General features: G+C 51.7%; 12 protein-coding genes. 8 read left to right on the forward strand and 4 right to left on the reverse strand.

The annotated features are described in order from the left end of the window. The first annotated feature begins 144 nt into the window (after positions 1 to 144). Complete coding sequence (gene tkt, locus AWM70_RS02305) at positions 145 to 2,169, forward strand: transketolase (RefSeq protein WP_068694002.1); 2,025 nt, start codon at positions 145 to 147, stop codon at positions 2,167 to 2,169. Between the two features lie 143 nt (positions 2,170 to 2,312). On the opposite strand, the gene AWM70_RS02310 is transcribed toward tkt, so the two are convergent. Beyond that, a complete protein-coding gene (locus tag AWM70_RS02310) occupies positions 2,313 to 3,209 on the reverse strand; it encodes an NAD(P)-dependent oxidoreductase (protein ID WP_068694004.1) in 897 nt (298 codons plus the stop codon). A 204-nt stretch (positions 3,210 to 3,413) separates the two neighbouring features. Here AWM70_RS02310 and AWM70_RS02315 point away from each other — a divergent pair, with 204 nt between their 5' ends. The 4 genes from AWM70_RS02315 (at position 3,414) to AWM70_RS02330 (ending at position 7,565) form a co-directional block, all read left to right on the forward strand. Further along, complete coding sequence (locus AWM70_RS02315) at positions 3,414 to 4,769, forward strand: glucose-6-phosphate isomerase (protein WP_068694006.1); 1,356 nt, start codon at positions 3,414 to 3,416, stop codon at positions 4,767 to 4,769. Between the two features lie 188 nt (positions 4,770 to 4,957). Beyond that, positions 4,958 to 5,590, forward strand: coding sequence for a YigZ family protein (locus AWM70_RS02320; RefSeq protein WP_068694008.1), 633 nt, complete (start codon positions 4,958 to 4,960; stop codon positions 5,588 to 5,590). A gap of 3 nt (positions 5,591 to 5,593) precedes the next feature. Continuing rightward, positions 5,594 to 6,184 carry a TetR/AcrR family transcriptional regulator gene (locus AWM70_RS02325; protein WP_068694009.1) on the forward strand — a complete coding sequence of 197 codons (591 nt, stop codon included), beginning with the start codon at positions 5,594 to 5,596 and terminating at the stop codon, positions 6,182 to 6,184. A gap of 316 nt (positions 6,185 to 6,500) precedes the next feature. After that, the gene (locus tag AWM70_RS02330) at positions 6,501 to 7,565 is read left to right on the forward strand and encodes a sulfate/molybdate ABC transporter ATP-binding protein (RefSeq protein ID WP_068694011.1); all 1,065 of its coding nucleotides are present in this window, start codon (positions 6,501 to 6,503) and stop codon (positions 7,563 to 7,565) included. Between the two features lie 116 nt (positions 7,566 to 7,681). Here AWM70_RS02330 and AWM70_RS02335 read toward each other — a convergent pair whose 3' ends face one another. From AWM70_RS02335 to AWM70_RS02345, 3 genes are read right to left on the reverse strand one after another with little or no spacing between them, the layout of a single operon-like run. Further along, positions 7,682 to 8,791, reverse strand: coding sequence for an ABC transporter permease (locus AWM70_RS02335; protein WP_083180098.1), 1,110 nt, complete (start codon positions 8,789 to 8,791; stop codon positions 7,682 to 7,684). Continuing rightward, positions 8,788 to 9,804 carry an ABC transporter ATP-binding protein gene (locus AWM70_RS02340; protein ID WP_068694013.1) on the reverse strand — a complete coding sequence of 339 codons (1,017 nt, stop codon included), beginning with the start codon at positions 9,802 to 9,804 and terminating at the stop codon, positions 8,788 to 8,790. Before AWM70_RS02340 ends, AWM70_RS02335 begins: the two co-directional genes overlap by 4 nt. Positions 9,805 to 9,807: 3 nt before the next feature. Then, positions 9,808 to 10,968 carry a COG1470 family protein gene (locus AWM70_RS02345; RefSeq protein WP_068694015.1) on the reverse strand — a complete coding sequence of 387 codons (1,161 nt, stop codon included), beginning with the start codon at positions 10,966 to 10,968 and terminating at the stop codon, positions 9,808 to 9,810. A gap of 292 nt (positions 10,969 to 11,260) precedes the next feature. Here AWM70_RS02345 and AWM70_RS02350 point away from each other — a divergent pair, with 292 nt between their 5' ends. From AWM70_RS02350 to AWM70_RS02360, 3 genes are all read left to right on the forward strand, one after another. Continuing rightward, on the forward strand, positions 11,261 to 11,872 hold the full coding sequence (locus AWM70_RS02350) for an RNA polymerase sigma factor (RefSeq protein ID WP_068694017.1): 612 nt from the start codon (positions 11,261 to 11,263) through the stop codon (positions 11,870 to 11,872). Continuing rightward, positions 11,847 to 12,758: an anti-sigma factor gene (locus tag AWM70_RS02355; protein ID WP_068694019.1), complete on the forward strand. Its 912-nt coding sequence runs from the start codon at positions 11,847 to 11,849 to the stop codon at positions 12,756 to 12,758. The genes AWM70_RS02350 and AWM70_RS02355 overlap by 26 nt, the downstream gene beginning before the upstream one ends. 103 nt (positions 12,759 to 12,861) lie before the next feature. Continuing rightward, positions 12,862 to 13,650 (forward strand): MBL fold metallo-hydrolase, encoded by a 789-nt coding sequence (locus AWM70_RS02360; RefSeq protein ID WP_068694021.1) that lies wholly within the window; start codon positions 12,862 to 12,864, stop codon positions 13,648 to 13,650. The last annotated feature ends 69 nt before the right edge of the window (positions 13,651 to 13,719 follow it).

Raw genomic sequence — 13,719 nt, forward strand, 5'->3', positions numbered from 1 at the left:
AACCGAATTATCGAAAGTTGTAGAAAAAAGGTTAGATAGTGTGTTACAATATCAGCAGATATAAATAGTCATTTTGACTTTTTCAAAATGACGATATCAATACCCAATCATATTCCTGGAAGGAATAGAGGAGGAAACAATTTCATGAGTTCAATTGCACAGAACAAAGAAATCGATGCCTTGTCGATCACAACGATCCGTACTTTGGCTATCGACGCTATCGAGAAAGCTAATTCCGGACATCCAGGTATGCCAATGGGCTCCGCGCCAATGGGCTACCAATTGTTTGCAAAAACAATGAATCACAACCCGGCTAATCCGACATGGATCAACCGTGACCGTTTCGTTTTGTCTGCAGGACATGGTTCCATGCTCCTTTACAGCTTGCTGCACCTGAGCGGCTATGATCTTTCTTTGGAAGATTTGAAACAATTCCGTCAATGGGGAAGTAAAACTCCAGGCCACCCAGAGTTTGGCCACACTGCCGGTGTAGACGCTACTACAGGCCCGCTGGGCCAAGGTATTGCAATGGCGGTAGGTATGGCAATGGCAGAACAGCATCTGGCTGCTACTTACAACAAAGGCGACTTCAAAGTAGTCGATCATTATACTTACGGCATTTGCGGCGACGGCGATTTGATGGAAGGCGTTTCTGCTGAAGCGGCATCCCTCGCAGGCCACCTGAAACTCGGCAAATTGATCTTCCTCTATGACTCTAACGATATTACTTTGGACGGTAAAGCAAACCTGAGCTTCTCCGAAAACGTAAGACAACGTTTCGACGCTTACGGCTGGCAAACCCTGTTCGTAGAAGACGGCAATGATCTGGACGCTATCGCAGCTGCTATCGAAGAAGCGAAAAAAGATACAGCTCGTCCTACTCTGATCGAAGTTAAAACCGTAATCGGCTACGGCAGTCCGAACAAACAAGGCATCGGCGGCCACGGCGGTACTCACGGTTCTCCGCTGGGTAAAGACGAAGCCAAACTGACTAAAGAATTCTACAAATGGGTTTACGAAGAAGATTTCTACGTTCCGCAAGAAGTCCGCGACCATTTTGCAGAAGTGAAAGAAAAAGGCGCAAAGGTCAACAAAACTTGGGATGAGCAGTTTGCGAAATACAAAGCTGAATTCCCAGAATTGGCTAAACAATTCGAACTGGCTATTTCCGGCCAATTGCCAGAAGGCTGGGACAAAGACCTGCCTAAATACAGCAAAGATGACAAAGCGGTTTCCACTCGCGTGGCTTCCGGTAACGCTTTGAACGGCCTGGCTCCTAACGTGCCTAACCTGGCCGGCGGTTCCGCTGACCTTGAAAGCTCCACAATGACTCACCTGAAAGGTCTTACGAACTTCGCTCCAGGCAGCTACGAAGGCCGCAATATTTACTTCGGCGTTCGTGAGTTCGGTATGGCTACAGCTATGAACGGTATCGCTTTGCACAGCGGTATTAAAGTATTCGGCGGTACATTCTTTGTATTCACCGACTACCTGCGTCCGGCTGTTCGTCTGGCAAGCTTGATGAAGCTGCCTGTAACTTACGTTCTTACGCATGACAGTATCGCTGTCGGCGAAGACGGTCCTACGCATGAACCAATCGAACAACTGGCTTCCCTGCGTATTATTCCAGGTTTGACTGTCATCCGTCCTGCTGACGGCAATGAAACTTCCGCAGCATGGGCTTATGCGGTTGAGAATACATCAAACCCGGTTGCTCTGGTTCTGACTCGTCAAAACCTGCCTATTCTTGAGAACACGGCTGAGCTTGCTCGCGAAGGCATCAAACGCGGCGGTTATGTCGTATCCGATGCAAAAGACGGCAAACCGGTTGCTCAATTGATCGCAACAGGTTCCGAAGTTCAACTGGCTGTTAAAGCACAAGCCAAATTGGCAGAGGAAGGCATCCAAGTACGTGTTGTCAGCCTGCCAAGCTTCGACCTCTTCGAAAAACAAGATAAAGCTTATAAAGATTCCGTAATTCTTCCGGACGTTAAAGCCCGCGTAGCCATCGAAATGGCTTCTCCGTTCGGCTGGGAACGTTATGCTGGCGAAAGCGGCAAAATCCTCGGTATCGACACCTTCGGTGCTTCCGCCCCTGGCGACAAAGTCATCGCAGAATACGGCTTTACCGTTGAAAATGTCGTGAAGCTGGTTAAAGAACAGTTGTAATCAGGTTAGCCAAGCGCTGCGGACTACCCGCAGCGCTTGCCTTTCTATGCCTGAAAAGAAATGAAAAACGGCCTTACCGCCAATTGACGATAAAGCCGTTATCAATCTTTCAGGAAAGAGGGAAGGATTCCCTCCTGGTTCGGTTACTTCTGGTTATCCGCGATCCGATGTCCGATCCACTGCTCGTAGACTTTAACGACAGCGGAGAGATCCTCGTCGCCGTAACCTTGGGTTTGTCCAGCCTGGAACAAGGATTTGGCCAGGTTCAGCATTGGCGAAGGCATTCCGGCTCCGTCGTTCAGCGAGGAAGCCAATTTCAGGTCCTTCAGCATCAAAGCGAGGGAGAATTGGTTGTCGAAATTATGTTCAATGATTTTGAGCCCTTTCAAATCTGCGGCTTTGCTGCCTGCAGAACCGAGCTGAACGAGCTCCAGGAATGTATCGACCGGCAGACCGGCTTTGGAAGCCATGGCAAAACCTTCGGCGAGTGCCAGGTTATTGATGCCTACGATGGTGTTATGAGCCAGCTTGGCGATTGAACCTGTACCGTTGTCGCCCATGTGCAGGACCTTTTTGCCCATCGTGTCAAAAAGATCCCGCTGCGCCTCTACGGTTTCAGCAGGTCCGCCGACCATAAAGACCAGCGTGCCGTCAATAGCCGCAGGTTTGCTGCCCGTGACCGGCGCGTCGAGGAAGCTTCCGCCTTTGGCGGCGACCTTCTCGGCAAGCTGTTTGGACAGGGCTGGGGAAATAGTGCTGGAGTCGATTACGACGGCACCTTCCGCAAGTCCGGCAAGCAGGCCGTCCTGACCGTCATAAACGGCTGCGATGGAACTGTCATCGCTGACCATTGTAATGACAACGTCTTGACCGGCTGCAGCTTCACGGGGAGTGAGGGCAACAGCCGCTCCTTCTTGGGACAAAGCTTCCGCTTTGGCGGTTGAGCGGTTATAAACGGTAACGGGGTATCCTTGCTTCAGAAGATTGGAGGCCATAGGAGCTCCCATAGTGCCAAGACCGATAAATCCGATTTTTTTCATTGTCGTCACCTTCTATATCTTTTTTTAAATACTTAGCTTATTTTACCACGGCGAGCGGCAGGTGCGGAATGTCCTTGTTTTCAGGGGGAAATTACAGTATCCTGGATTTGGCTGCCGGGCAGGACAAGTTAAGCAGCATGTTTACTCAAACAAAGTATACTTAAACAAGTATGCTAAAACAAAGTTAACGGAGGCGTTATCCTAATGTCTAAACAAGTTAGTTTTGATTACAGCAAAGCCCTTTCGTTCGTAAACCAACATGAAATCGATAATTTGGCAGAGCCTATTCGTCTGGCTCATGAGCAGCTGCATAAAGGCACTGGCGCAGGTTCCGACTACCTGGGCTGGATTGACCTGCCTACAGCTTATGACAAAGAAGAATTCGCCCGCATTCAGCAGGCTGCCAAGAAGATCCAAAGCGATTCCGAAGTTCTGATCGTAATCGGCATCGGCGGTTCTTACTTGGGCGCACGCGCAGCAATCGAAGCGTTGCAGCATTCTTTCTACAACCTGCTTCCTAAAGACAAACGGAAAACACCAGAAATCTATTTTGCCGGCAACAACATCAGCTCCACTTATGTAACGCATCTGCTGGACCTGATCGAAGGCAAAGATTTCTCGGTTAACGTCATTTCCAAATCCGGTACAACAACTGAACCTGCGATCGCTTTCCGTATCTTCCGCAAAGCTTTGGAAGAGAAATACGGTAAAGAAGAAGCCCGCAAACGGATCTACGCAACAACGGACCGCGAAAGAGGCGCGCTGAAGAAACTGGCTAATGAAGAAGGCTACGAAAGCTTCGTCATTCCTGATGATGTAGGCGGACGTTATTCTGTTCTTACCGCTGTAGGTTTGCTGCCAATCGCGGCTGCCGGCATCAACATCGAAGAAATGATGAAGGGTGCGGCAGACGCGGCTAAAGAATACAGCAACCCTAACGTGGCCGAGAACGGCGCCTACCAATATGCAGCTGTCCGCAACGCTTTGTACCGCAAAGGCAAAGTCACTGAAATTCTGGTGAACTACGAGCCATCCCTGCACTATGTTTCCGAATGGTGGAAGCAGCTGTACGGCGAAAGCGAAGGCAAAGACTACAAAGGCATTTATCCGGCTTCCGTAGACTTCTCGACGGACCTTCACTCGATGGGCCAATTCATCCAGGAAGGCAACCGAAACATCTTTGAAACCGTCATCCAGGTTGAAGAAGCTAAAGCCCATATCACGATCGAAGAAGATCCGGCCGATCTGGATGGATTGAACTTCCTGACTGGCAAAACGATGGACTTCGTTAACAAAAAAGCGTTCCAAGGAACGCTGCTGGCGCACACGGACGGTCAAGTGCCTAACCTGATCGTAAACGTGAAAGACATGAGCCCGTATTCCTTCGGCTACCTCGTTTATTTCTTCGAGAAAGCCTGCGGCGTGAGCGGCTACTTGTCCGGCGTTAACCCATTTGACCAGCCGGGCGTTGAAGCTTACAAGAAAAACATGTTTGCCCTGCTTGGCAAACCAGGCTACGAGAAAGAAAAAGCCGAGCTGGAAGCCAGACTTACCGAGTAGTTTTTAGCGGTTAGTTCTTAACTTTCAAGCCTCAAATAGGCTATAATAATAGTCAGACCTCAAGAAGCAGTTCGCGGCCTTCAGGCGGAACTGCTTTTTGATTACAACAAGACACATTTATTTGTGGAAAGCTTGCGCTTTTTATCGAACCATGCATCATTAACGGCATAAAAGGAAGGATCACACATATGCTTACTACATACAAAACGGTCCGCCGCGAAGGCAGCAAAGAAATTGTCATCAAGAAATCGAGATTTATCGGACATATCCGGCCTGTGGAGACGGAGGAAGAAGCGGTCGCTTTCATCGAAGAAATCAAGAAGCAGCATTGGAACGCTACACATAACTGCTCAGCTTACATGATTGGCGAGCGGGATGAAATTCAGAAGCAGTCGGATGATGGAGAGCCGAGCGGAACGGCGGGTAAACCTATTTTGGAGGTGATCAGAAATCAGGGGCTCAAAAATGTCGCAATCGTAGTTACCCGTTATTTTGGCGGAATCCTGCTAGGGGCTGGAGGCCTTATCCGGGCCTATACGGACGGAGCCGTCGCAGCTATTGAAGCTGGAGATCCAATTATTCGTGTACTGCACCGCGAAATTGTTGTAGAATTGGACTATACCTGGTTGGGCAAAGTCGAGAATGAGCTGAGAAATCGGGGAATCCGAATGGGACAAACCGAATTCACCGACAAAGTGAGACTCACTTGCCTTCCGCTTGAGCCTGAGGCCGAGCAGTTTAAAGCATGGATGACCGATTTGACACAAGGACAGTCTCAGATTACGGAAGGTGAAAGCATCTTTTATATCGAAGGAGAGTAGTCTATGGCGAGAAGAGCAGTAGAACATGAATTGACGAGAGAGAGGATCATGGAGGCAGCCAGGCATTTGTTTATTACCAAAGGATACCGATCGATTTCCATGCGAAGCATCGGTCAGCATCTGGGCTACAGTCATGGTTCGCTGTATTATCATTTTAAGGAAAAAGCCGAGTTGTTTTACGCGATTGTCATCCAGGATTTTCACCATGTTGCCCTGCTGTTTGACCAGGTTATGGAGAGGCCGCTGGAGCCGGGTTTAACTCGAATTGAGCAGCTGATGCTGGAATTTATCAAATTTGGTTTGGATCACCCGCATCAATACGAAATCATGTTTATGCTTCGGGACGAGGAGATTCTGGCTTACTGCAGATCCGAACAAACCAAATGCTATGAGCATTTCGCCTCGATCGTCCGCAAGCATTTGAAGGAAGAAGGACACCCGCTTCGGAATCATGTTACAATCCCACATCATATGTTCCTCAGTTTGAACGGATTTATTTCCAACCATATTCAAGGCCGGGTGAGTTTTGAGGAGATCAAACCTTCAGCCATTGCACACGTTCAATTTCTGAACTACAACATCAATGCCGGATAAGCGGCTTTTTATTTAACCTTATCGCTTTAGTCAATTACATCAATATAACGTTAACTCATTAATTAATTAAACCAATAAGTTTATAAAGTCAGAGTAATAATCATCTTTTCCGTTCCCTGCAGGCTGCAAAAAGCTTGTCCAGCGATGAATCAGCAGATTGGCTTTTTGCGGCAGCATAAGGGACAACCCTGGGCTTTTCCAGATTCTCCTATTCCTCGTTGACGATCCCGCTCCGGTCTGTTAAAGTATTTTTAAAATCATAGTAATTTGATGAGATTAATCAATTAAAGCAGGGGCACAGGGAGGTCGAACTGGAATGCATGTCGAAGTCCGGCATTTGGATAAACATTTTGGAGATTTCCATGCCGTCAAGGATGTCAGCTTTGAAATTGAAAAAGGAAAATTAATTGGTCTGCTGGGTCCAAGCGGCGGGGGGAAAACATCCATTCTCCGCATGCTGGCCGGCTTGGAGCAGCCGGATCAGGGAGATATTTTATTTCATGGCGAACGTGTAAACCGATTGAGCCCGCAGGATCGCGGCATTGGGTTTGTATTTCAAAGCTATGCCCTGTTTAGGCACATGACGGTTTTTGACAATATAGCGTTTGGACTAAAGATCAAGAAACTGGCAAAAGCCCAGATCCGGGAGCGGGTCATGGAGCTGGTTGAGCTGACGGGTCTTAAAGGTTTTGAAAAAAGACTTCCGCACCAGCTGTCCGGCGGACAGCGCCAGCGGGTTGCTTTTGCCCGCGCGCTTGCCCCGAGTCCCCAGCTGCTGCTGCTGGATGAACCTTTTGCGGCGATTGACGCCAAGATCAGGCAGGAGCTGCGCTCCTGGCTGCGCGAGCTGATCGATGAGGTTGGAATTACGTCCATCTTTGTAACCCACGATCAGGAGGAAGCCATCGAAGTGGCGGACGAAATTATGATTATCAATCAAGGAAAGCTTGAGCAGAAAGGCACTCCTTGGGATCTATATAAGGAGCCGAATACGCCGTTTGTGGCCTCTTTTATCGGTCAATCTACGCTGGTCGAGCATGCCGCCGCTTTAAAAGGGTTTGAAGAAGAATCCGGGGGCGGCAGCACACAGGCGTTGATCCGACCTGAATATATTGAAATTGGACCGGAATCCGAGTTTGCGCTGCTTTCGGCAACGGCCGGCGGAGTGGTCAAGCACCTGCATTTCCGCGGCAGCGAGTGGCTGGTGGAAGTCGAGGTTGGCGGACAATCGCTGACGACCTTCCGCTCGCTGGAGAAAGAAAATCTGGAGGTTGGACAGGAAATCCGAGTGCTTGTTCACCGTGCTTACCTGTTTAATGAAGAGCGCAGCTGGATTGCCGAAAATCCGCTGAAACGGGACCCGTTCAGCGTTATCATTTAAAAAATATCCGCGTTAATGCACATAAAACGCCAGGCCGCTTTTTCCAACATAGGAGAAGGCAGCCTGGCGTTTGTGCAATGAACCTCATCGGCAGTTATATACGCTTAGGGGTTACGTTACACTCTGGAACGGACTTCCTGACGCATGAACAGAACATACGACAGACCAAAGCAAATAATCGTTGCGGCGAGCAGACCGGTCAGCTGCGGCCAAATCAGCAGCAGGCTTTGCCCCAGCGACAGAGGGCTGGCAATCGCTCCGACGAGCTGATCCATGGTCAGCGGGCCCAGCGAACGAACGCCGGGCGAAAGCATGGTCGTTATGGTCTCCGAGAACAGCTCCGTCGGCGAAATCCGGTTCAGCGTCAAGATGAAGTTGATATGGTTCAGCTGGGTTTCCGGCGCCGCCGTTTGCGCTACCGCCGTCGCGCTGTCGATCATGTTGATGATCATGCTGTAAAAAATAGTGAAAAACAGCCAGATGGCGATTGAAGACAAAGCTGAAGTCGCCGCCTGCCGGAAGCGGATTGAGAAGAGGATCGACAGGTTCAGCCAGAAGCCGATATAGATGACAGCCATCAGCAGGAAAACAATAATCCGCAAAAACTCCTCCGGCGTAGGCGGATACCCGATCGTAAACAATCCCAGCCCCATCACCAGAAAACCAAGCGAAAAAACAACAACGGTGATGACGAACAGGGCGGAAACAAATTTGGCTTTGATGAAGTCGTCCCTGTAAATGGGCTGCGACAACAGCCGCCCCAAGGTGCCTTTGTTCCGCTCGGAGTTGACGGCGTCAAAACCAAGCGTAATCCCGATCAAAGGGCCAAGCCAGGACAGGAACGTGGAGAAGGACGGCACGGCCAGCGACGAACTCGTTAAGGTATACATTTTTAGAAATAAAAATGTATCGCTGGTGCCGGAAGCGTCTTTGGCAGCTGCATCGCCGGAGCGGATGGCGGTAACCGCTGCATAAATGGAGCCGATGCAGGCCAGCACAATAATGGCCATCAAGATGCCAAAACGCCAGCTTCGGAAATGGTCGCCGCATTCTTTCTCCACCATCACCCAAAAGGAGGAAGCAGTGCGGGAGCGTTCACCCGTCTGCTCCAGATCGCGGCGGGGACGAAGCTGTGCCCAGACCTTCCTTGCCGTCTCCCGAGCCGTATTCAGCCGCAGCGTTTCGGCAAGCGGACGGTTCGACTGCGTTTTGTTCAAGGAAGTCATGACTCCTCTCTCCTTTCAAAATAGCGGTGGTAAATGTCGTCCAGACCGTATTCCTTGCGGCGGATGTAAAAGAGCTCCGCCCCGCTGTGAATGACAGCTTCGGCGATTTGCGCCGTCAAGTCGCGGTCGCAGACGATCGTGGCAATCGGGCCGTGTTCCATCCGGTTCCCGGCTGCCGGCCTGCGGATTTCGGTTACCCCTTCCAGGGCGGAAATGGCTTTGTCCAGCGGCTCCAGCCACTCTTTGACCCCAACCTCAACATAATAATTGCCGTCTTCGTCAAGCTGCTCGGACAAAGAGCGGATGTCGCCGGCGGCGATCAATTGGCCTTGAACGAACAGGCCGACCCTGTCGCAGATTTGCTGCACCTGATGCAGATGGTGGGAGGACAGCAGTACGGTCAGCTGCTCATCGCGGCTGAGCGCCGAGATCAGCGCAAGCAGCTCGCGCACCCCTTCGGGGTCAATCCCAAGTGTCGGCTCGTCGAGGATGATGACCTCGGGAGTTTTGATCAGCACGTCCGCGAGTCCGAGCCGCTGCCGCATCCCGCGGGAAAATGCCCCTACCTTTTTGCCCGCATGTTCAGACAAGCCGGTCTTATCAAGCAGGGCGGCGGCTTTGACAACCGCCTCCTCCCTGGAGATCCCGTTCAGTCTGGCGGTATAGATCAAATTATCCAAAGCGGTTCTGTCTTCGTAAAAGCCGATGTCGTCCGGCAGGTAACCAACTTTGCGTTTCACCTTCAGCGCTTCCCTGGCCGGGTTAAGCCCGCATATTCTGGCTTGGCCGGAAGTAGGCTCGGTTAGTCCAAGCATCATCAAAATAGTGGTCGTTTTTCCGGCGCCGTTGGGACCAAGCAGCCCGAAGATTTCACCCCGGGAGATCGTTAAATTCAAATGATTCACAGCAGTCGTAGCCCCGTATTTCTTGGTCAGTCCTTTGAGCTCAATAACAGGCGCCTCAGCAGGCGGCGCGGCTGCAGCAGCCGGAGTGGGTGTCATGCCGGCGGTCATCGTTTATCTTCTCCCGAACTTCCGGAACAGATAATAAATGCCGGCGATGACAACCAGTATGATGAGAATCCCCACCCATCCCCATAATACCGATGATTTAACCGTCACCCGGATATCCGCGTTGGCGCTTTTGCTGGCTGAAGACGCCGTCAGGCTGACGACATAGTCGCCGGAAAGGGCTTTGCTGCTGGATTTAATCGTAGCCTGCACCTGTTTGCTTTCTCCCGGGGCAATAGAGCTGATGGAGGAAGGTTCAAAGGAAACTGACCAATCCGTTGGTGTGTTGGATGAGAAAGACAAGTCCTGCAGCTCGGCGGAGCCGGTATTTTGCACGACCAGTGTCAGCTTGCGCTCCGCACCGGCTTTGACGTCCGTGCTCAGGACATCGTCCGATGTGGAAAATTTCATATCATACGTACCGGTTACCACGGCTTCAATGCTGGCATTGGCCGTCGTATCGCCGCTGGTGGCCGAAAGCGGAATTTTGTAGGTGCCGGCTTTGACCTGTTCCGGCGGTTTGACCTGAATCGAAATCGTCTTCTCTGAATTCGGATCGACCTCAACCGAAGTCACGCTGTTGCTGTCGAGCTGGAAGCGGACGTCCCAGCCGTCTTCGGCTCCGGCGCTCAAGGCGTAGGTTTGTTTCTGAAGCGTCCGGTTCCGGAGCACCGCACTGTAAGTAAATGTGGAGTCCGAATAACCTTCCATATTGGCTTGATCCAGCGTAAATTCTGTTTTAAAGGTTCCTTGCTCGGAAACGTTGACCACCAGCGGAAGCGATGCCTGGTCCGCTTTAAGAGTGAAGGAGTATCGGCCTTTGTTGATCTTGAGCGGCACGTCCAGATCGAGACTAAAGGTTTGCGTTTCGCCCGGCTTTACGGCAATGCGGGAAATTTCCCGGCCGCCTGCGGACAAATTGTATTTCCAGTCGCTGTTTTGGGTTTCAAGAGAAATATCGGCGGAAGCGGTAGCCGACCCGTGATTGACGAGATCCACCGAATAGGACACGGTTTCTCCGGGCGCAGCCGACCATTCCAAATAGGGAGTATATAATTCCAGCGCCCCTGCTGCCGCAGCGCGGGGTGTTTCAGCCAGAACGCTGCCGCCCAAGGCGATGAACAGGACCATGATGGACAGCGCCGCTTTTCGTAAGGATACAAGCATGTCGTTTCCTCCTGTTTAATAAAATGTCGAAATGCGGTGAGGCAAGCGGATGACGACTTAAGTCTTGGATGCGTTGTTGTTGAACCGTGCTGCTTTGCAGACGCAGGGATGGGCCCCTCGCCTGCGTCTGCAAAGCTTTTTTTCTTTCTCCTCCGCTTGCCCTTCATTTCGGATACGAACGAACAAGCGGTTTGGATTTATGCTTTTACAAAAAAAGTGGTTTTCAAATTCTTTGGTTTTTGGTAAAACGGGAGAAGGATGAAACTGAAGGCTTTTGCGGGAGGGCGGAGGAATGGACCTGCAAAATGAAGAGATGGCCGGGCTGCTGCGCGAAATGTGCAGCGGTTCGGTGAAAGCATTTGACGCGTTTTATGCCCATTATGCTCCATTTGTGCTGCAGGTGGCCTTGCGCCTGGCAGGAGACCGGATGGAAGCGGAGGATATCTGCCACGAAGTATTTTTGGAAGTGCTCCGCAAAGGGGGAGCTTACGATAAGGGGCGCGGGTCGATCAGAGCCTGGCTGGCGGTTTTGACGCGCAGCCGCAGCATCGACCGGCTGCGCCGCAAATCGCGGCTGCAGTATCCGGGAGACGAAGCGCTGGAAGCGGAAGCCGGCGGCGTCTCCGGCTCGGGTGAAGACGAAGCGCTGTCCAGGCTGGAACGCGAGGCTTTGCAAACGGCGATTTATGCGCTTCCGGAACCGCAGAAGAAAGCGATCATGGGTTCCTATTATTCGCTGCAGACCCAACGGGAAATGTCGGAGGCGTGGAACGTGCCGATTGGCACCGTCAAATCGTGGGTGCGGTACGGGCTTGGCAATCTGCGCAGGCAAATGGAGAAGCAGGGCTGGGGGGATCAACTGGAAGGAGGAAGCCGGCATGAGCGAACAGATCGGTCTCAATAAAACGATGTTGGGGATCAAGGGCCTGAATGAACAAGGCGAGCAGGACGCCTGCCTTCGCCTTTATTCCGAACAGGATTGGATTGATTGGCTGCTCGGCTCCATACCGGAAACCAGGGCCGCTGAAATGGCCGCCCACGCTGCCGGTTGTCCTTCCTGCCAAATGCTTAAACGACGATGGGAGGGCATTTTCGGGACAAACCTGGATGAGGATCAAGGACAAGATGGTGAGTATGAAGCGGTTGAAACCGTTGATACCGTTAGAGCGACTCAAGCCGCTGTAGCGGCTGCCATCCATGCTTATGATCCTGAAGCTGAATTTCCACGGGACCGGATCAGGAAGCAGCTGCGGCATAAAGTCAGAATGATCGGCTTTCGCCGGAAAATCAAAGGGTTGTTTGCATCGCGCTGGAAATGGACCCTTGGTTTTGCGGCAGCGCTTATGCTGCTGGCCCTCTTCTGGGCGGCGCTTCCGCTGGCTCATCCGGATACCGAGTGGAACCGTTATGTGAAGATCTATGAACCGGAGGCGCTGCCTGTCCTGTCCGATCCGCAGACGGTATCCTACCCGCTTCATTGGGGAGGGAAGGAGCCGCAGCTCGGTAAAATGTGGTATAATGCGGATTCCAAAGAGGTGCTCATGCTGGTGGGAGGTCTGGTTCCCGGCAAAGGACAGACCGTCCGTGTGTGGCTGGTGAATCAAAGCAGTGAAGACAATTTGGGTTTGCTGCGCTATGACGCCAACCGAGCTCATCTTTATGTAAAAGACAAGACGATTTCTCCCGCGGACAATATCGTATTGACGATTGAGCCGGAGGGAGGACCAGCGCGTGTTCATGCCGACTCGGACGCTGCGGGAACTATATCCGTTGATCTTAATGAACGGTAACAACAACCGGAGCCGGTTTAACCGTCGAGACTAAGAATCAAGCCACCCCGTCAGGTTGTCCAGCGGCAAGCGCTTGGCCATAGAAAGGGGAATTTCCAATACCATGGATCAGAACGTAGACCGGCTAGTGTTTGCCGGAACAGGGGACGCGATGGGAGTCCCCCGGGTATACTGCGATTGTCAAATATGCGAAGAAGCGAGATCAACCGGGGTGAACCGGCGGTTTCGCTCATCCGTTGTTGTTGCAGGGCCGGACGGAGAGTTTATGATTGATTGCGGACCGGATTGGCGGACTCAGATGGAGATGGCCGGAAAAAGGTTTATTCGCGATATCGTCATTACACATGCCCATTTTGACCATATCGGCGGGCTGCCGGAGTGGGCAGACGCGTGCCGCCGGCTGGGGATCAAAGGGCAGCTGTATACGCCGCAGGAAGTTATAGATATCATTTTGCGGCAGTATCCTTGGCTGAACCGCCATTTGGAATTACATCCGATCGACGAGGGATTGTCGCTGGCCAGCTGGGAAGTCAAAGGCTGGAAGGTCAACCACGGGAAAAATGGCTATTCCTACGCTTACAGGCTCTCCAAGCCGGGGATAACCTGGGTTTACTGCTCGGATTCGATCGGACTGCCCGAGGATCAGAAGCAGCCTTTATACGGCCTTGATTTGCTAGTGCTGGGTACAAGCTTCTACAAGGAGGAAGCGGAATACGCGGGGCGTTCCGTTTATGATATGACGGAGGCGCTGGAGCTGCTTGCCGAGGTTAAGCCGGGGCGGACGATATTTACCCATATGTCTCATGACGTGGACATCCGCAAGGATTATGGCCTACCTGAGCAGGTTGCTCTTGCTTCGACAGGCTGCACGGTCAGCCTGACAAAGGAATAAAGCACCGGCGTTCTCAAGCCCCAAAAGAACCCCCTCCCGTACGGACCAAAGTCCGATGTAGGAGGGGGT

It is taken from the genome of Paenibacillus yonginensis, assembly GCF_001685395.1.
Taxonomy (GTDB): Bacteria; Bacillota; Bacilli; order Paenibacillales; family Paenibacillaceae; genus Fontibacillus; species Fontibacillus yonginensis.

Excerpts from the sequence above, each read along its gene's own strand:
- AWM70_RS02325 (WP_068694009.1), top strand. The coding sequence starts at position 5,594 with ATGGCGAGAAGAGCAGTAGAACATGAATTGACGAGAGAGAGGATCATG.
- AWM70_RS02345 (WP_068694015.1), bottom strand. The coding sequence starts at position 10,968 with ATGCTTGTATCCTTACGAAAAGCGGCGCTGTCCATCATGGTCCTGTTC.
- tkt (WP_068694002.1), top strand. The coding sequence starts at position 145 with ATGAGTTCAATTGCACAGAACAAAGAAATCGATGCCTTGTCGATCACA.
- AWM70_RS02335 (WP_083180098.1), bottom strand. The coding sequence starts at position 8,791 with ATGACTTCCTTGAACAAAACGCAGTCGAACCGTCCGCTTGCCGAAACG.
- AWM70_RS02350 (WP_068694017.1), top strand. The coding sequence starts at position 11,261 with ATGGACCTGCAAAATGAAGAGATGGCCGGGCTGCTGCGCGAAATGTGC.
- AWM70_RS02320 (WP_068694008.1), top strand. The coding sequence starts at position 4,958 with ATGCTTACTACATACAAAACGGTCCGCCGCGAAGGCAGCAAAGAAATT.
- AWM70_RS02360 (WP_068694021.1), top strand. The coding sequence starts at position 12,862 with ATGGATCAGAACGTAGACCGGCTAGTGTTTGCCGGAACAGGGGACGCG.
- AWM70_RS02315 (WP_068694006.1), top strand. The coding sequence starts at position 3,414 with ATGTCTAAACAAGTTAGTTTTGATTACAGCAAAGCCCTTTCGTTCGTA.
- AWM70_RS02340 (WP_068694013.1), bottom strand. The coding sequence starts at position 9,804 with ATGACCGCCGGCATGACACCCACTCCGGCTGCTGCAGCCGCGCCGCCT.
- AWM70_RS02310 (WP_068694004.1), bottom strand. The coding sequence starts at position 3,209 with ATGAAAAAAATCGGATTTATCGGTCTTGGCACTATGGGAGCTCCTATG.
- AWM70_RS02355 (WP_068694019.1), top strand. The coding sequence starts at position 11,847 with ATGAGCGAACAGATCGGTCTCAATAAAACGATGTTGGGGATCAAGGGC.
- AWM70_RS02330 (WP_068694011.1), top strand. The coding sequence starts at position 6,501 with ATGCATGTCGAAGTCCGGCATTTGGATAAACATTTTGGAGATTTCCAT.